The organism is Lepagella muris (assembly GCF_004793975.1).
Lineage (GTDB): Bacteria > Bacteroidota > Bacteroidia > Bacteroidales > Muribaculaceae > Lepagella > Lepagella muris.
This window is the reverse complement of the sequence record NZ_SRYB01000010.1, coordinates 20,266-37,665: the sequence shown is the minus strand read 5'-3', so window position 1 is coordinate 37,665 and position 17,400 is coordinate 20,266. Positions and strand designations below refer to the sequence as shown.

Sequence of the window (17,400 nt, the reverse complement as noted above, 5' to 3'; positions counted from 1 at the left end):
GGTTATGAGATGTCTAAATATCGGTATAATAAGTCTAATATGGCTCTTCTCCATATCCGGAATGCAAAATTCTTTTGCACAACACCCAAATAAAATTCCGGAGATTGAAATGGTTGAAGTGAAGGGAGGTGCGTTTTATATGGGTTCTGATGATAGTGATAAATATGCGGAGAGTATGGAAAAACCGAAGCATACGGTCACATTAGACAAATTAGACATCGGGATTCGCCTGTTTCGCCTGTTTCACCTGTTTCGCTTGTTTCACCTGTTTCAGGTGAAACAGGTGAAACAGGTGAAACATTCTATTGCCTGCTGATCTTGGTGAGGAGGTCGGCGACGGCGGCTTCCGGTGTGGGGTTGGAGGCGAGACATTTGATAAACTGCGAACCGATGATCGCTCCGCTGCTGTAGCGGCATGCCTCGTCATACGTCACTTTGTTGGAGATGCCGAACCCGATCAGACGCTGATGTTTCAGGTTCATGTCGTTGATACGACGGAAGTAACCTAACTGTTCCTCATTGAAACGGTCACGCGCACCGGTGGTGGATGCTGCCGACACCATGTAGATGAATCCTTCGCAATTCTCATCAATCAGACGGATGCGTTCTTCAGAGGTCTCCGGAGTGATGAGCATGATCATCGGCAGGTCATAACGGTCGCTCAGTGCCTTATATTCACTCATATATATGTCAAAGGGTAGGTCGGGGATGATCACGCCGTCAATGCCAGATTCCTTTGCCCTACGGAAGAAATTTTCCGCACCCATCTGCATTATAGGATTGATGTAGCCCATTGCGATGAAAGGGGTATCGGGGTTATCCTCCCGTGCTTCCTTCACTTGGTCGAGGAGAAGCGAGAGCGTCATGCCGTTACGCAGAGCAACTGTGCCGCTGTTCTGGATAACGACACCATCCGCCATAGGGTCGGAGAATGGTATGCCCACCTCAATCATATCTACGCCATTCTTGCAGAGGGCATTGATGATGCCGACGGTGGAGTCTAACGCCGGATAGCCGGCAGTGAAGTAAACGGAGAGAAGGTCTGTGGTTTTGTTATTCAATAGATTGGTAAGACGGTTCATATTTGGGGAGTATTGTTTTAATGGTTTTAGGAATCTTGAAAGCAATTCGATATCCTTGTAGCCGGGACGCGATTCGAAACGGCTGTTGATGTCGATGCCGATAAGGTGAGGATGCCGTAGGAGAGCGATTGCCGACGTATCGTCTGGTCCGATCCCGCCGCTCAGAAGGAAATCAGTCGTTATATCGGCTTCATCAAGCAGATTCCAATCGAATTTCTTCCCTGAGCCCCCTTTCGAGGCTGCGGCTGTGTCGAGAAGTAGCATATCAGCTACCCTTTCATATCGGGAGATAAGCTCCATGCTCTCTTTCCCATGTATAGGAATCGCCTTGATTATTTTCAGCCCCTTCGCTTTCAGCCACGCGCATGTGTCGGGAGATTCCTCACCATGCAGCTGCATGGTGCGTATGCCGTATCTGTCGGCGATAGAGAGAAGGTCGGCCGCCGGAGCATTCACAGTCACCGCCACAGGTTCTATCCCCGCAGGCAATTGACTTATAATCTCGGGATCGATACCGATACAGTTGCGTGGAGAGGGGGGATAGAATATAAATCCCATGAAGTCGGGATGCAAGGCTGCGACGTCGGCAACGTTATCCCTGTCGCGCATCCCGCAAATCTTTATACGCAGTTTCTCGGTCATGATTCGCAAACACTTATGAATTCTTTCAATGTGTCGCCCGGTGAGGTAGTTGACATGAAAGCCTCACCGATCAGGAATCCGTCGAATCCCAAGCCTTTGAGTTGCAAGATATCATCGGGTGTGTGTATGCCGCTTTCCGCAATCTTCACAGCATCTGCCGGCAACGAGTCGATTAGACGGGCAGAGTGGGAGATGTCGGTGGCGAATGTCGAGAGGTTACGGTTGTTGATCCCCACCATATCGGCATCTTTCGGCACTATTGCCGCCTCTTCGGCAGAATGGACCTCCACGAGAGTCTGTAGCCCTATGAAGTGGGCAATATCGTTGAAATCCTTCAGGTCCTCCTCGCTAAGCATGGAAGCGATCAGCAACACGGCATCGGCACCAAGAAGTTTGGCATAATGGATCTGGTATTCATCCACGATAAATTCCTTACGGAGAATGGGGAGTGATGGAGCCGCCACGCGTGCCATAGACAGATCCACCAGTGAGCCTCCGAAGAAGGGTGTGTCGGTAAGCACCGACATGGCTGCCGCGCCGTTGGCTGCGTATGCCGTTGCCACCTTCCCCACGTCGCTCATCGGTGCAATCTCACCCCGTGATGGGGAGCGGCGTTTATGTTCGGCTATGATTGCCACCGGATGGCTCAGTATGGAATCGCGCAAGGAGAGAATCTCCCTATTGCCTGCCTCCGACGAGCATATCAGATCAGTGATGCCAAACACCTGTTTCAACGCTGCCACCTCACGACGTTTCGTGGCGGCGATCTTCTGAATTATATCCTCTTTCATCGTCTTCAGCTGTTGAGTTCTACAAATTTACGGAAACTGTCGAAAGCCGCGCCACTCTCCAATGATTCGCGAGCCTCCCTCACTGCCGATGCTATCGGCAACTCCGGGTTTAACGTGTGGATCGCGAAGGCTGCGTTCGCTATCACGCAGTTCTTTTTCGCATCGGATGCCTTGTTGGAAAGCACTGAGTCAAACACTTCCGCCGCCTCCCTGACGGTGTCGCCGCCATAAAGATCCTTCTGTGTGGCGGTGTCAAGACCGAGATCCTTTGCCTCCATCACCTTCTCGGAACTGTTGGTGACAACCTTGAATGGGGACGTGAGTGAGATCTCGTCATATCCGTCGAGAGAATGCACTATCGTGCAGTTGATACCCTCATTCTGCGCTATGTAGCGGTAAAGACGCATGAGTTTCAGATTATATACGCCAAGAAGCTGATTCTTAGGCAGGGTAGGGTTGACGAGCGGACCGAGCATATTGAAGAATGTGCGCATCTTCAGTGAGCGACGTACCGGACCGACGCTCTTCAACGCCGGGCTGAAGAATGGGGCATGGAGGAAACTTACGCCACACTCTTCAAGCGAACGATGCAGCTTGTCGGGGTCTGCGGTGAACTTCACGCCATGTTCTTCAAGCACGTTTGACGCGCCCGACACGGAGCTTGCGCCATAGTTGCCATGCTTCACCACCTTGCGCCCGGTGCCTGCCACTACGAAGCATGATGCTGTAGAGATGTTGAACGTGTTCTTACCGTCGCCGCCGGTCCCCACTATGTCGATGGTGTCGGCGTCGCCGAAATCCACTGCCACGCGGCGTTGCAGGATTGCATCGCGGAAACCTGTAAGTTCATCGGGAGTGATGCTGCGCATGAGGAATACGGTCATGAAAGCCGATAGCTGATTGTCGTTGTATTTGCCGTCGGCAATGTTGAGCATTATGTCGTGCGCCTCCTCGCGGGTAAGGCTCTTATGTTCAAAAAGGTTAGATAATATCTTGTTCATATCCTAATGTTTTTTGGAAAATTCCTGATTTAAGTTTCGCAAGTTTTCCAACTTGCTTCACTTAAATGGTTTAAGGTTTAATGTTTATGGTTTATGATCATTAAATTTTGTATAATGAAAAGATTCGTGGATTTTCGTAAATCTTAAACCTTAAACTATAAACTTTAAACCACTGAAGTGAAGCTTGCGAAACTTCAGTTACTGACCATTTCAAAATCCTGGTCAGTGCATTAAGAAATTGCTGATGATTTTATTGCCGCCCGGAGTCAGGAGGGATTCCGGATGAAACTGCACTCCGTGGATGTCGAAATCCTTATGCCTTAACGACATTATCTTACCGGCGTCGTCGACCGATGTGACCACGAGAGATTCCGGAAGATTCTTTTCGCTGACTATCCATGAGTGGTAGCGTCCTACGGGGAAGTCGTTGCCCATACCCTTCACTATGTAGTCGTCGGCAATAACGTGGGTCATGGTCTGCACGCCGTGATAAACGTCGTCAAGATTCTCCAGGGTCGCGCCGAAGTTCTCTCCGATAGCCTGATGCCCGAGGCATACGCCCAATATCGGTTTCTTGCCTGCATATTCGCGCAGAAGCTCCGGCAGGATACCGGCTTCGGAGGGTATGCCCGGTCCCGGGGAGATTATTATTTTGTCAAACTCATCAATTTCCGGCAGTGTGATCTTATCGTTGCGCACGACTGTGGGGGTGATGCCGAGTTCGCGCACTGCATGCACTATATTATACGTGAATGAGTCGTAGTTGTCGAGTATAAGAAGTTTCATATCTTTTCGGGGGATTATGCGTTGAATGATTCAGCTTTGGCTACCGCCTTGACGAGTGCGCCCAGCTTGTTGTTGGTCTCGCAGAGTTCGCTGTGTGGTATGGAACGCGCCACCACTCCGGCACCCGCCTGTGAATAAAGACGGTTGTCTTTGCTCAGGAAGCTGCGTATGGTGATTGCCTGGTTGATTGATCCGTCGAATCCGAACGTACCGATACATCCGGCGTAGGTGACGCGGCTGTGAGGCTCTAACTCATTGATGATCTGCATGGCCCTTACCTTGGGCGCACCGCTGAGGGTGCCGGCAGGGAATGTGTCGCCGAAAAGACGGTAGACATCGGCATCTTCCGGCAACTGTGCCTTAACGCGGCTCACCATGTGGATCACGTGGGAATAGAATTGTATCTGTTTCAGATACTCCACGCTCACCTTCCCACCGCTGCGGCTCAGATCGTTGCGGGCGAGATCCACGAGCATGATATGCTCTGCATTCTCCTTAGGGTCTTTCAACAGAAGTTCGGCAAGCTCTCGGTCTTTCTTGTCGTCGCCGGTGCGTCGGAATGTGCCGGCGATCGGGTCGATATACGCCTCGCGGTCTGCCGTAACGCGAAGGTGGGTTTCGGGCGATGATCCGAACACCTTGAAGCTGCCGAAGTCAAAGAAGAATAGGTAGGGGGAGGGGTTGACGGAGCGCAATGCGCGATATACGTTGAATTCATCGCCGGTGAAGCCTTGGGAGAAGCGGCGGGAGGGTACGATCTGGAATACATCGCCACGGCGTGCGTGGGCGATACCTTTAGCCACCATCTCCTCAAACTCCTCATCCGTGACAGTGGATTCGAGGTCGTTGAGGGCACGGAAGGGGTAGGTGGCGATATTATTGTTGCGGATAATCGACACCAGTTCATCGCTGTGGGGTTTGTCGTCCTCCGGCACATTCTCAATGATGGTCAGTTCATTGCGGAAATGATTCATCTGTATCACGAAGCGATATAGAAGATACTGCATGTCGGGGATGTCGGCAAATTTAGCCTCCTTGGGCTGTATGGGCACTGACGGCTCGAAGTAGCGCACGGCATCATACGACGTGAATCCGAATAGTCCGTTAAAGAGTTTTGCTTCCGTTGCGCTGTCGCTGAACGTCTGTATGTAGTCACGCAGGGCGGAAGTCACGTCTTTTGCGGGTGTGCGGGTCTCGGTGCCGTCGGGATAGCGACAGATGATCTCCTCATTCAGCACTGTGAAAGAGCCTATGGGGTCAACGCCGATAAGCGACATGGAGTTTTGCGATGTATGGTAGTCCGAGCTCTCAAGAAGCGCGGAGCAGGGGTAGAGGTCTCTGACCTTCAGGTAAAGTCCGACCGGGGTTTCAAGGTCGGCTGATAAGATGGTTATATGCTGGGTCATTGCAGTTTAGGTTTATGGTTCGGTTTATACGGAACCCCTCGCCCATGGGCTCGGGCACGGGACTCCAGAGAACTGAGCGGCAATGCTTTCACTCCCCTTTTAGGGGGTTGGGGGCTGTGTGTGGCAGTATTGGGTGGTTAATTCTTCTGTGCTTTCTCGTAGCTCATCATGTCTTTGTCGCCGCGTCCGGATACGTTGATGACCACGATGTCGTCGGGGCGGAACTTGCGTTGGTCAAGCACGGCAAGAGCATGAGAGGATTCCAGGGCGGGGATTATGCCTTCGGTGCGTGTGAGGCGGAAAGCGGCATCGAGTGCCTCGCTGTCGGTGACAGCGGCTACTTCCGAACGACCTGTGGAGGCGAGGTAGGCGTGAAGCGGACCAACTCCCGGGTAATCCAGACCGGCAGAGATGGAATATGGCTCCGTGATCTGTCCGTCTTCGGTCTGCATCACGAGAGTGCGAGCCCCGTGGATTATACCCTCCTTGCCGAGACGAATCGTGGCGGCACTCATTCCGGAGTCTACACCTAATCCGGCTGCTTCAGCGGCAATCAGTTTTACCGACGGCTCCTTGATAAAATGATAGAACGCGCCTGCCGCGTTGCTTCCGCCGCCGATGCATGCTATCACATAGTCGGGTAATTCTCTGCCTGTTTGCTTTTTCAGTTGCTTCCGTATCTCGCGGCTGATGACCGACTGGAAACGTGCCACCATCTGCGGGTAGGGGTGTGGACCTACGGTGCTGCCGATCACGTAGAACGTGTCGGACGGGTTGCAACACCAGTCGCGTATCGCCTCGTTGGTGGCATCCTTCAGGGTCTTGTTGCCTGATTCCACTGGCACTACTTTCGCGCCGAGCATCTTCATGCGTTCCACGTTGGGCTGCTGGCGTGCCACATCGGTGGCACCCATATAGACGATGCACTCCAGCCCCATGAGGGCGCATACGGTGGCTACCGCCACACCATGTTGCCCGGCACCTGTCTCCGCGATGATGCGGCTCTTTCCCATCCTTTTGGCAAGCAGCACACTGCCGATGGCATTGTTGATCTTGTGCGCACCCGTGTGGCAGAGGTCTTCGCGCTTCAGATATATGTTGGTGTTATAATGCGCGGAAAGACGCTTGGCATGATAGAGGGGAGTGGGTCGCCCTACGTATTCGCTGAGCAATTCTTCATATTCTGCAATAAATTCAGGATCATCAATATATTTCAAGAAAGCCTGATGCAGTTTCTCCACATTGGAATGGAGTATTTCGGGGATATATGCGCCGCCGAAATTACCATAGTATCCGTTTTCGTCTACTGGAAGGCATGGATCTGTATTCATTATATAGTGGGGTTTATTGTTTATTGTTTATGGTTTATTGTTTAGGGGGGGACCCTTTCAGTGGGTTAGGGGTCTAAAAACAGGCAGCCACCGGAAACGTCTTCCGATGGCTGCTGTAAGGTTATTCTTAACCGATATTCATATCATACATACACACGGTCATTGCCATCGGAGATTATCACCGATGCGCCACCAATTCTGTATGTTTATACTGTTTATCATATAGTGCTTTCAAATTTATGCCGCAAAATTATAGACATTTTTACAATAAAGCAAATTTTTGATGTGAAAAGTTCAGATAAGATTGAAATTTTTTTATTTGGGCTGAGGCTTTAATGCATAATTATGCATTAAAGCATTATCATTATCGTCAATACTGACAATACTGACAATATTGACAATAGTGACAATTTGTCAATACTGTCAATACTGACAGAAAAGACAGAAAAGACAGAATTGACAGAGACTGCATCAATGGCAATATTTGTCAATATAATATCGTTAGGAAAGGAAATTCGTTTTTTTGTTGGAGATATGAGGCGGAATCGTTATATTTGCGGATTATTGCTTCACTTGAAATATATCGGCTATGGATAAGGATTATGACAGCATTATCAATGAGCGCGCTCAGCACGTGTTTGATGTAATGGCTCCGCGCACGTCAGACGAGGATTTAGTCAGGCTGCGTGACGCTTTTGAACTCGCACGCGAGGCTCATGCCCCGCAAGTAAGAAAGACAGGAGAACCCTACATACTGCATCCGATAGCCGTGGCGTCGATTGCTGCGGAAGAACTTAATCTTGACGTAAACTCCATAATTGCCGCTTTCCTCCACGACGTGGTGGAAGACACCCCGCATCCGATTGAGGAGATTTCAACCCGCTTCGGCGATGACGTGGCATTCCTTGTCAACGTCCTTACCAAGAAGGAGAAGAAGAATTACGACATGAGTAAGCAAGTTGATAATTTCAAGCAGATTCTCAGCGCGATACAGCACGACATACGTCCTATAATGGTGAAGCTTGCCGATCGTCTGCACAATATGCGCACGCTCTCTTCAATGGGTCCCGACAAGCAGATGAAGATAGCCGGAGAGACGGATTATTTCTATGCTCCACTCGCCAACCGTCTGGGGCTTTATCATGTCAAGACCGAACTGGAAAACCTTAGCTTCCGATTCCGTTGTCCGCATGATTTTGAGGAGATTTCGCATCTCATAGAGAATGACAGGCATCAGCAGCATGAGCGTCTCGAACGTTTCCGGGTGCAGCTGGAGTCAACGTTGGCTGAGGCGGGTATGTCGGTGAAGGTTGCCGTGGAATATAGGGAGCCTTATAGCATCTGGCGGAAGATGAGAAAATTCGGGGATGATTTCAACCATCTTAAATATAGGCATTTCACGGATATCATCTTCAAGACGGCGGAGGGTATGGACGATAAGGAGACTGCGTTGCATATCTATTCAATATTGACCGACCGATTCAAGGAGAAACCGGGTGGCATATCAAACTATATAGATTCGCCGAAAGAGAACGGCTACCAGAGTTTCCATGTGAAACTGCTGGCGGATTTCGGACGTTGGCAGGAGGTGCATATCTCCAGTGAGAGGATGGTTCGCAATTCCAGACTCGGGTATCGGGCAGAACGTTCGCAGGATTATATCGGACGTTGGGTGGATAAGTTCCGTGGTGTGTTGCGTGAGATATCAAGTCATACGGAGGGGATTGACTTCATGGAGAAAGTGACGTCTACATTCTACAACGATGACATAATGGTGTTCACCCCCAAGGGGAAGGCAGTGGTGCTGCCTCAGAAATCATCATTGCTTGATTTCGCCTACGAGATATCTACCGAGCTTGGAAACCATGCCAAATATGCGCGTGTAAACGGATTCCTTTCCTCAATGAAATCTGCATTGCGGAGAGGAGACGTGGTGGAGATCTTCACCGACCCCAACGTGCATCCTAAAAAGGAATGGCTCGACATTGTGGTGAGCTACAAGGCAAAGGAAGCTATCGAATCATATCTTGCGGCGCAACCCGCCCCGAAATTCTACCGTTGTGAATGCTGCCTGCCTATACCCGGGGAGGAGGTGGTGGGATTCCGCGATAAGAAAGGGACCCTTACCATCCATAAACGCGATTGTCCGATAGCAATAAGGCTCGCCTCTCAGTTTGGCGATGACATAGTGAGTGTGGAATTTGAGCCCGACGACACGCTATATCCGGTCACAGTCACCGTGAAGGCGGTCGACAGGTTTCATCTCTTCCTGGACGTGGTGGATTGCATATCCAATAAGCTTAACCTGAACATCGACTCATATAATTCCACTTGTGAGGACTCTATCGTCACGAGTCAGCTTTCGTTTGGAGTGCACTCCTACGAGGAGCTTCAGAAAATAATAAGTCATATATATGGGATAAGAGACGTGGATGAGGTGAAGCGCAAATTGAAATGATTAAGGAAAAATTTTTTAATAATTATATTAAGAAATACGGAAAATTTTAATATATTTGCAAAAATATATTGTTCCCGTAACCAAATTAAATACCTGACGAAGTGAGACGTTTTTATTTTACAATAATTGCTCTGGTTGCTATCTTTTGTTGCCAGGCAGCCGATGAAAATTACACGTACTTGTTCAGAAGAGAAGAGTCGCGTCGTCTTGCCGACACCTTGAAATCAGCGAAGTCGGCAAAAGACAGTATCCGTATCCTGTATGATATCTTTGATCTTCTGGAGTATGACAACAAGACCCAGGCGGCATGGAAGTTGCTTGATGTGGCAAAGAGAAACAAGGAGTATGACGTGGTGTGTGATATCGTGCCGCATATCGCCGTGATGGAGTCGCGCGACAGCGTGATGCTTGACAAGTTGCTCGCAATTGTCTCGGAGCTGCCCGAAAGCAACATGAAGCGCGGTGTGGAGCTTTTCGTGAATGTGGAAAAGGTGGGATGCGATGCATATTACATGCCGTTAGAGCAGCGGCGTCATGCAGTGGTGGAATATGCGAAGGAAGACCTCAATTTTAAGAACGACATATACCAGGACATATTTGACCTTTACAGAATGGTGATATTTATACGCTACACCAGTAAAGGGAGTATGTATCTCGAATATCTCGCACGTCTTGAGAAGATGATAGAGGATCTTCCGGAGGAGAGCAAGTTCTTGCGTAACCTGTTCTACACCACTGCTGCCAACTTCTACAGCAACAACGGATTCCCCGACAAAGCGATAGCCTCTGACAGAAAGCTGCTCGAGATAATTAAGAATCTGGAGAGACATTATAAATCTGTAGGGAGAAAATACCGTAGTCTCGACCGCAACTACTATATATGCTATCGCAGGATGCTGCGCAATTATAAGGCCCTTGACCTGAAGGAGGTGAAGCATATTTATGCGGAATGCGCACGCCTTGCCGAAAACGACATCGACATCAGAAAGGCATTTTATGAGGACCGCCGCACCACGGCATATCGCCTTATGGCCGAACGGAAATATGCCGATGCAATACCGTATATAAAGCATGCCCTCGAAATCGTGGACGACGACAATATCCGCCAGTTCTTCCTTAACATGATGGTGGAGGCGTCTGATTCAGTCGGCGACAAGGAGCTTCTTCTCTCAAGCCTTAAGGAATATAATGAGTTGCTCCACAATAAACTCTCTAAAAAAGCCGAGGAGACAATGGCTGAGCTGGCTATAAGATACGATGTCAACAACCTCAAGTCAGACATGACGGAACTTGAGCTTCAGAAAAGGGATATTGAGCTGAGTACAAATCAGAAAATCATCACCGTGTCGCTTGCTGCGCTTTTCCTCCTGGCGATAGCATTGATGCTGCTTTATCGCAGCCATTTCAAGCAGTTGCAGAAAAACCGTGATCTTGAGGAGGCTAACGAGAGATTGCGTAATGATATGGAGAGCCTGCTCAGTAAGGATATCCCGGCAGGCACCGTGGATCTCAAGGTGCGGAGCGATGCCCCGCACAGATAAGTATGCCGGGATGCCACCCGCCGACAGTATTAAATAAGCGGCATGTGCCGTTATCATATTAATCTTAAAATTTAAAATACCATGGACAATTTATTGTTTTGGATTGTGCCTGCGGCATCGATAGTCGCTCTTCTGTTTGCCCGTATATTCTATGTGGGCATGATGAAGGAGAGTGAGGGCACGGAGCGTATGGCACGCATCGCGTCGCACGTTAGGACAGGCGCAATGTCGTATCTGCGCCAGCAGTATAAGATCGTGGGGGTAGTCTTCATTATCCTCGCTATCGTGTTTGCAATCATGGCGTATGGCTTCCAGCTCCAGAATGCATGGGTGCCTGTGGCGTTCCTGACGGGCGGTTTCTTCTCCGGGCTGGCAGGTTTCCTCGGAATGAAGACAGCCACTAATGCGTCGGCACGCACGGCAAATGCCGCACAGCGTTCGCTCGATAGCGGATTGAGAGTGGCGTTCCGGTCGGGTGCCGTAATGGGGCTTGTCGTTGTCGGACTCGGACTCCTCGACATATCATTCTGGTATATCATCCTCGACCGCTTCATGGACGTGACCGGTCCGCAGAAACTTACTGCCATTACCACCACGATGCTCACCTTCGGTATGGGAGCATCGACGCAGGCTCTTTTCGCCCGTGTGGGTGGGGGCATATATACGAAGGCTGCCGACGTGGGTGCAGACCTTGTGGGTAAGGTGGAAGCCGGAATCCCGGAGGATGACCCGCGCAACCCCGCCACGATTGCCGATAACGTAGGTGATAATGTGGGCGACGTGGCTGGCATGGGTGCCGACCTGTATGAATCTTATTGTGGCTCAATATTGGCTACAGCTGCCCTCGGTGCGGCTGCTTTCATGAACACCGGCGACGAGGTAATGCAGCTGAAGGCAGTGATGGCTCCGATGCTGATAGCGGCTGTCGGTATACTCCTTTCCATCGTGGGTATCTTCTGCGTGCGGACGAAGGAGAACGCCAATATCCGCGAATTGCTCGGATCGTTGTCGTTGGGCACAAATCTCAGCTCGATACTGATTGTCGGTGCTACATTCCTTATCCTTTGGGCTCTTGGGATTGATAATTGGGCATGGATCTCATGTGCAGTGGTGGTAGGTCTGATTGTCGGCATCGTCATCGGGCGTGCCACGGAATACTATACTTCCCAATCATATAAGCCTACGCAGCGTCTGTCGGAGAGCGGCACGACTGGACCCGCCACAGTGATTATCTCCGGAATAGGTCTCGGCATGATCTCCACCGCCATACCGGTGATTGCCGTGGTTGTCGGCATCATCTTGAGCTATTGGTTTGCTTCCGGCTTTGATTTCACCAACGTCGGCATGGGGCTTTACGGCATAGGCATAGCCGCCGTCGGCATGCTCTCCACGCTCGGAATAACTCTTGCCACTGATGCCTACGGACCGATTGCCGACAATGCCGGTGGCAATGCGGAGATGTCGGGTCTTGGTGAGAACGTGCGTCGCCGCACCGATGCCCTCGACTCGCTCGGTAATACCACGGCTGCTACCGGAAAGGGCTTCGCAATCGGTTCGGCTGCATTGACAGGACTCGCGCTGCTTGCCTCTTATATAGAGGAGATACGTATAGGTATGGCACGTCTGGGTGAGACGTTCATACAGATAGGTGACCGTGCCGTGGATCTGCATCAGGCTTCATTCACGGATTTCATGACGTATTTCGATGTCAACCTTATGAATCCGAAAGTGCTTTCGGGCATGTTCATAGGTTCGATGATGGCATTCCTTTTCTGTGGACTTACGATGAATGCCGTAGGACGTGCTGCCGCCCACATGGTGGAGGAGGTGCGCAGGCAGTTCCGCGAGATAAAGGGTATTCTTGAAGGTAAGGCAGAGCCGGATTATGCGCGTTGCGTGCGTATATCCACCAAGGGTGCGCAGCAGGAGATGATATTCCCATCGGTGCTTGCAATCGTGGTGCCCATATTGATAGGCGTCATCTTCGGAGTGCCGGGCGTCATCGGACTTCTGACAGGCGGACTCTCCGCAGGCTTTGTGCTCGCAATCTTCATGGCGAATGCCGGAGGTGCGTGGGACAACGCGAAGAAATACGTGGAGGAGGGTAACTTCGGAGGCAAGGGTTCCGACGTACATAAGGCTACGGTGGTAGGCGATACGGTAGGCGACCCGTTCAAGGATACGTCCGGTCCGTCGCTCAACATCCTTATAAAACTGATGTCGATGGTGGCAATCGTGATGGCAGGTCTGACCGTGGCATGGTCACTCTTCTGAAATTTTTATTGATAATAAGGAACTTAAGTGATGAATGGCGACTGACATATAGTCTGTCGCCATTCATTATTGTTTTGATCCTGATTTCTCTGCGATGATCACGCCGATGATCGTTATTGCCGCTCCGATAATCGCCATGACCGACAGCGGTTCGTGGAGGAAGATCACCGCCGTGATTATCGTGCCGATAGGGTTGAAATAGATGTAATTTGAGGCTTTGTCCGGACCGATTGCCTTAATTACGCGGTTCCATACGGCAAAGCATACAAAAGAGGCGAGCACTCCGAGAAACAGAAGATTGCCATATACTTCTGGACGATATAAAAGATGCAAATCCAATCCGTGACCGGAGAACGGGATATAGAGGGCGATTGTAAGCAGACCATAGAAGAAGACCTTCCGCGTGATGAACAGGGTGGAATATCCTCTCTTGATAAGCACTTTCATAAGGATGCTATACACCGCCCAGCATAATGCGGCAATGATGGTGAGAATATCCCCGACGGGAGCAACATGGAAGGAGGTGTCGCCGTTCAGCACTACAAGCACCACGCCCGCCAAGGCAAGGAGTGAGCCGCCTATCATGTTCTTGCTGAGTTTCTGCCGATAGATGAGTGCCGACAGAGCGATTGTCAGAAGTGGGGTAGTGGAAATAAGGATAGAGACATTCGTGGCATACGTGAAACGCAGTGCGGTATTCTCCGTGAAGAAATAGAGCGAACCGCCTGTCAACCCGGCAAAAAACAGAAGCAACTCATCCTTCGCCGACTTCGCGAATAGACGGTCGCGGGCAATGAACAGAATCAACACGTATGCAATAAAGAAACGATAGAAGAATATATTCTCCGGCGACAGCCCGGCAAGGATAAGCACTTTCGTCGACACAAAAGTAGTAGACCACACACAAGCCGTAAGCAGAGCCACGACATGATACCTCCACAACGGAGTCTTGTCCGTATGACGGACACAATCCAGCTTAGTCATGATTCAAAAAAATACAAAGCGCAAAATTACAAAAAAGAAAGAAGAAAAGATAATATTTGGGTTGATTCTTTGTGCACACGCGGTGTCAAGAAGTATTTTGGGGAGTGGAATTGTTAAAACCGGATTGATTTTAAGTTAATTTGTTAAATAACGGAATTTTTTGATTGATTTTTTTGGATGGAATAAATATTTCTTACTAAATTTGCCGTACCGACATTCCGAAGCCCACTGTCGTGGGCATGAGGGGTGGGTGGTAAATTACATAATTATCTAAAGCGTTACTTTACGCTAATTCTTGACGGATTGGAACTTCGCAACTTTCATCTGTAGGTCAGGATTAGAAGCAGTAGACGCCGCATGGATATGATTACCGTGCATGTAAGGCTAAACGCGCGAGCGTTTAGTCTTGCAGACTGCATATTATCATAATTTGCGTGGGCTTCACTGTTGTCATCTTACCTACAAGGGCAATGCGAAGGCCCCAATCCAAGAGATGGCAACAAGACAGGTTCCCACGCTTTCATGTTTTTAATACCCCTCGTATCGGGAACTAAGAGGGATGCAGACTTATCACGCATTATGCTTACTGACTTATTTATACTAACTGACCATCGACATAAACGCAATTCGCATGCGTCACTCCCTGTACTTGCATTGTCTGATCAAAATCTGACCATTGACAAGGGGGGCTACATCGGAAATTGAAATCTCCGTACTCCTCCCTCATCAATGATAATGATATTGAAAGGCTCATATCTGATTTTCTTCAATAGAAGTCTGAATTTTTCTACCAACAGAAAAAACAACACCTTCTTTTCCCGAAATTCAAGTATAAGTTCGCAATTATCACTCCATTTATATCCAGATAATCACATCTTACTTACCCATCATATACCAATCAGAATATATTAAGCGATGAAATCAATATTAATATCCATCGTGCTGCTCGCCCTCTTCCTCTCTCCCGGCGCAGCCGCTCAACAGATAGCCCTCAAGACCAACCTACTATACGATGCCACTACGACACCTAACCTTGGTCTTGAGTTTGGCTTATCCTCCAAATCCTCTTTGAATATAGTCTACGGTTTGAATCCTTGGAAATTCAGTACCGATACTCATGGCGAGAGGTTTGTCAAGCATTGGGTGGTGATGCCGGAATACAGATGGTGGACTTGTACGACTATGAATGGTCATTTCTTCGGCGTGCATGCCATGGGCGGACAGTTGAATGTCTCAAATGTGAGCTTGCCGGTTCCCGGAGTATTCTTTAGTGGACTGAATCTGAAGAATGCAGCGCGAGATGGACGCTATCAAGGGATTTTTGCCGGTGCCGGATTGACTTATGGATACCAGTATCCGCTGTCAAAGCATTGGAATATTGAAGGAGAAATCGGAGTAGGTTATGCTCATCTGTGGTATGATCAATATCCCTGTGGTGACTGCGGCACTAAAATATCTACCGGAGATGCCAATTATTTGGGTCTTACTAAATTAGGACTCTCCATAATGTATGTTTTCTGAAAATGACATAACGGATGGATTAAGTTCGCTCTTAACATGTAAAAAGACATTTCAGGACTACGAAAAATAAGCCAATATGAAACATATAAACTGCATAAAACGATATATACTGATATCCGGAATCCTCATCCCCGGTATCGCATTTGGCGTCACACCCAACGAAATCGAGATTGAGAATGCGCTTGCCTTACCCGTGAACGACAATCTTAAATTCAGTGCTGACATAGTGCTTGATGATCTTCGCGTCGGAGCAAACCGTCAGGTGTATATCACTCCGATATTGGAGGATGGCAACGGTAATTCGGCTACACTCCCTTCCACTCTTGTCAATGGTCGCACAATGCAGATCCTGTGGGAAAGGGGTGCGGTGAAAGTTCCCGCCAATTACGAAAACGGTGTGCAGACTACCGTGAGACGTAATAATGGGAAACCGCAGCAGATAAACTACAATGCAGCTTTGCCGATGGAGAAATGGATGTGGAGTCCGTCTGCATCAGTGAGATGGGTAGTTGACTCATGTGGGTGCGGACATTTCAATGGCTCTGTGATAAAGAAGCAGGAGCTCCTGTCGCTCAATCCCGCCGAGAAGATGAGGGCTTCTTATCTTGTGCCGGCAATCGCGCCACTCCCCGTGACGATTCATGAAGGGAAGGCTCAGGTGCAATATGAGGTGAACCGTTCCGACCTTCATTCCGCCCCCTACGTCTGTGCCAACGGACAGGTGATCGACAACCGTTTTGAACTCAAGATTATTGATGATTCCATATCAAATGCATTGAGCAACAAGAATATGGAGATTTCAAAGATAAAGATATGCGGATATGCTTCTCCCGATGGTTCATACGTGGGTAATGAGCAGCTATCCACAGAGCGTTCCCGTTCGTTGGCTGAATACGTGGCTTCAAGATATAATCTGACGGATGATAAGGCGGAATATTCCGCAGTCGCGGAAAACTGGAAAGGGTTCCGTGATATTGTGGAGATCGACACTCGTCTTTCCAATGAGCAGAGGAATGCCCTTTTGAAGCTGATTGACCGTCCGGCATACGGCCCATCGGATTACGATGCCAAGGAGAAAGAATTAAGGACCTCTCCGGAATTCCGGTCATTATACAGCAGTATAATCTTGCCTGAATGGTTCCCGCTTTTGCGAACCACCCGATTTGAGATAGAGACACGCCTGAAGCCCCTTGACGATGCTCAATTGGCTGAGGTGATAACGACCGATCCCGATAAGATGTCACTCAATCAGATGTTCAGGGTCTCGAAGTTATATCCCGAAGGTTCGGAAGAGTTTAACGATGTGATTCAAATCATGCTCAAATATTATCCCGAGGATGAGGCTGCCAATCTTAATGCCGCGTCTGCTGCATTGAAGATGGGCAATCTTGATGAGGCGGAGGTGTATCTGAAAAAAGCCGGTGATTCGAAGGAGGCATGGAATGCGAGGGGTATACTTGCCACGTGGAGAGGAGATATGGATGCTGCCCGCGATTGCTTCCGGAAGGCCGGAGCGTTGTCGGAAGCTGCCAAGAACCTTGAAATGCTCGGAAACTGATTTTCTCATAGCCTTTTTTACATTG

General features: G+C 49.3%; 13 protein-coding genes and 1 pseudogene. 6 read left to right on the top strand and 8 right to left on the bottom strand.

The annotated features are described in order from the left end of the window. The first annotated feature begins 61 nt into the window (after positions 1 to 61). On the top strand, positions 62 to 316 hold the full coding sequence (locus E5331_RS08490) for a hypothetical protein (RefSeq protein WP_123482149.1): 255 nt from the start codon (positions 62 to 64) through the stop codon (positions 314 to 316). Here E5331_RS08490 and trpA read toward each other — a convergent pair. The 7 genes and pseudogenes from trpA to trpB all read right to left on the bottom strand — a co-directional run bounded on the left by trpA (position 303) and on the right by trpB (position 7,039). Beyond that, a complete protein-coding gene (gene trpA, locus E5331_RS20675; RefSeq protein WP_275441147.1) occupies positions 303 to 1,082 on the bottom strand; it encodes a tryptophan synthase subunit alpha in 780 nt (259 codons plus the stop codon). The two genes, E5331_RS08490 and trpA, sit on opposite strands and share 14 nt — an antisense overlap. A gap of 36 nt (positions 1,083 to 1,118) precedes the next feature. Next, a pseudogene (locus E5331_RS20670) lies at positions 1,119 to 1,691 on the bottom strand (phosphoribosylanthranilate isomerase); the annotation flags it as partial. Between the two features lie 29 nt (positions 1,692 to 1,720). Then, complete coding sequence (gene trpC, locus E5331_RS08480) at positions 1,721 to 2,515, bottom strand: indole-3-glycerol phosphate synthase TrpC (protein ID WP_123482151.1); 795 nt, start codon at positions 2,513 to 2,515, stop codon at positions 1,721 to 1,723. 5 nt (positions 2,516 to 2,520) lie between these two features. Next, on the bottom strand, positions 2,521 to 3,516 hold the full coding sequence (gene trpD, locus E5331_RS08475; protein WP_123482152.1) for an anthranilate phosphoribosyltransferase: 996 nt from the start codon (positions 3,514 to 3,516) through the stop codon (positions 2,521 to 2,523). A gap of 222 nt (positions 3,517 to 3,738) precedes the next feature. Next, the gene (locus tag E5331_RS08470) at positions 3,739 to 4,302 is read right to left on the bottom strand and encodes an anthranilate synthase component II (RefSeq protein WP_123482153.1); all 564 of its coding nucleotides are present in this window, start codon (positions 4,300 to 4,302) and stop codon (positions 3,739 to 3,741) included. A 14-nt stretch (positions 4,303 to 4,316) separates the two neighbouring features. Then, complete coding sequence (locus E5331_RS08465; RefSeq protein ID WP_123482154.1) at positions 4,317 to 5,708, bottom strand: anthranilate synthase component I family protein; 1,392 nt, start codon at positions 5,706 to 5,708, stop codon at positions 4,317 to 4,319. A gap of 137 nt (positions 5,709 to 5,845) precedes the next feature. Beyond that, positions 5,846 to 7,039, bottom strand: a complete 1,194-nt coding sequence (trpB, locus tag E5331_RS08460; RefSeq protein ID WP_123482155.1) for a tryptophan synthase subunit beta — start codon at positions 7,037 to 7,039, stop codon at positions 5,846 to 5,848. A gap of 589 nt (positions 7,040 to 7,628) precedes the next feature. Between trpB and E5331_RS08455 the strand changes: the two genes are divergently transcribed. The 3 genes from E5331_RS08455 (at position 7,629) to E5331_RS08445 (ending at position 13,312) form a co-directional block, all read left to right on the top strand. Further along, on the top strand, positions 7,629 to 9,497 hold the full coding sequence (locus tag E5331_RS08455; RefSeq protein ID WP_123482156.1) for a RelA/SpoT family protein: 1,869 nt from the start codon (positions 7,629 to 7,631) through the stop codon (positions 9,495 to 9,497). Between the two features lie 179 nt (positions 9,498 to 9,676). Continuing rightward, the gene (locus E5331_RS08450) at positions 9,677 to 11,038 is read left to right on the top strand and encodes a tetratricopeptide repeat protein (RefSeq protein ID WP_135986145.1); all 1,362 of its coding nucleotides are present in this window, start codon (positions 9,677 to 9,679) and stop codon (positions 11,036 to 11,038) included. A gap of 81 nt (positions 11,039 to 11,119) precedes the next feature. Continuing rightward, positions 11,120 to 13,312 carry a sodium-translocating pyrophosphatase gene (locus E5331_RS08445; RefSeq protein ID WP_123482158.1) on the top strand — a complete coding sequence of 731 codons (2,193 nt, stop codon included), beginning with the start codon at positions 11,120 to 11,122 and terminating at the stop codon, positions 13,310 to 13,312. Positions 13,313 to 13,378: 66 nt separating this feature from the next. Here E5331_RS08445 and E5331_RS08440 read toward each other — a convergent pair whose 3' ends face one another. After that, the gene (locus tag E5331_RS08440; RefSeq protein ID WP_135986143.1) at positions 13,379 to 14,296 is read right to left on the bottom strand and encodes a DMT family transporter; all 918 of its coding nucleotides are present in this window, start codon (positions 14,294 to 14,296) and stop codon (positions 13,379 to 13,381) included. A gap of 915 nt (positions 14,297 to 15,211) precedes the next feature. Here E5331_RS08440 and E5331_RS08435 point away from each other — a divergent pair. Together E5331_RS08435 and E5331_RS08430 are read left to right on the top strand one after the other, a co-directional pair. After that, complete coding sequence (locus E5331_RS08435) at positions 15,212 to 15,817, top strand: DUF3575 domain-containing protein (RefSeq protein ID WP_123482160.1); 606 nt, start codon at positions 15,212 to 15,214, stop codon at positions 15,815 to 15,817. A gap of 76 nt (positions 15,818 to 15,893) precedes the next feature. Further along, positions 15,894 to 17,375: a tetratricopeptide repeat protein gene (locus tag E5331_RS08430; protein WP_123482161.1), complete on the top strand. Its 1,482-nt coding sequence runs from the start codon at positions 15,894 to 15,896 to the stop codon at positions 17,373 to 17,375. Positions 17,376 to 17,400: the final 25 nt, after the last annotated feature.

What these genes read in the sequence shown, in the direction of transcription:
- trpA (WP_275441147.1), bottom strand. Translation starts at nt 1,082, where the DNA reads ATGAACCGTCTTACCAATCTATTGAATAACAAAACCACAGACCTTCTC.
- trpB (WP_123482155.1), bottom strand. Translation starts at nt 7,039, where the DNA reads ATGAATACAGATCCATGCCTTCCAGTAGACGAAAACGGATACTATGGT.
- trpD (WP_123482152.1), bottom strand. Translation starts at nt 3,516, where the DNA reads ATGAACAAGATATTATCTAACCTTTTTGAACATAAGAGCCTTACCCGC.
- E5331_RS08445 (WP_123482158.1), top strand. Translation starts at nt 11,120, where the DNA reads ATGGACAATTTATTGTTTTGGATTGTGCCTGCGGCATCGATAGTCGCT.
- E5331_RS08430 (WP_123482161.1), top strand. Translation starts at nt 15,894, where the DNA reads ATGAAACATATAAACTGCATAAAACGATATATACTGATATCCGGAATC.
- E5331_RS08465 (WP_123482154.1), bottom strand. Translation starts at nt 5,708, where the DNA reads ATGACCCAGCATATAACCATCTTATCAGCCGACCTTGAAACCCCGGTC.
- E5331_RS08435 (WP_123482160.1), top strand. Translation starts at nt 15,212, where the DNA reads ATGAAATCAATATTAATATCCATCGTGCTGCTCGCCCTCTTCCTCTCT.
- E5331_RS08490 (WP_123482149.1), top strand. Translation starts at nt 62, where the DNA reads ATGCAAAATTCTTTTGCACAACACCCAAATAAAATTCCGGAGATTGAA.
- E5331_RS08440 (WP_135986143.1), bottom strand. Translation starts at nt 14,296, where the DNA reads ATGACTAAGCTGGATTGTGTCCGTCATACGGACAAGACTCCGTTGTGG.
- E5331_RS08470 (WP_123482153.1), bottom strand. Translation starts at nt 4,302, where the DNA reads ATGAAACTTCTTATACTCGACAACTACGACTCATTCACGTATAATATA.
- E5331_RS08455 (WP_123482156.1), top strand. Translation starts at nt 7,629, where the DNA reads ATGGATAAGGATTATGACAGCATTATCAATGAGCGCGCTCAGCACGTG.
- trpC (WP_123482151.1), bottom strand. Translation starts at nt 2,515, where the DNA reads ATGAAAGAGGATATAATTCAGAAGATCGCCGCCACGAAACGTCGTGAG.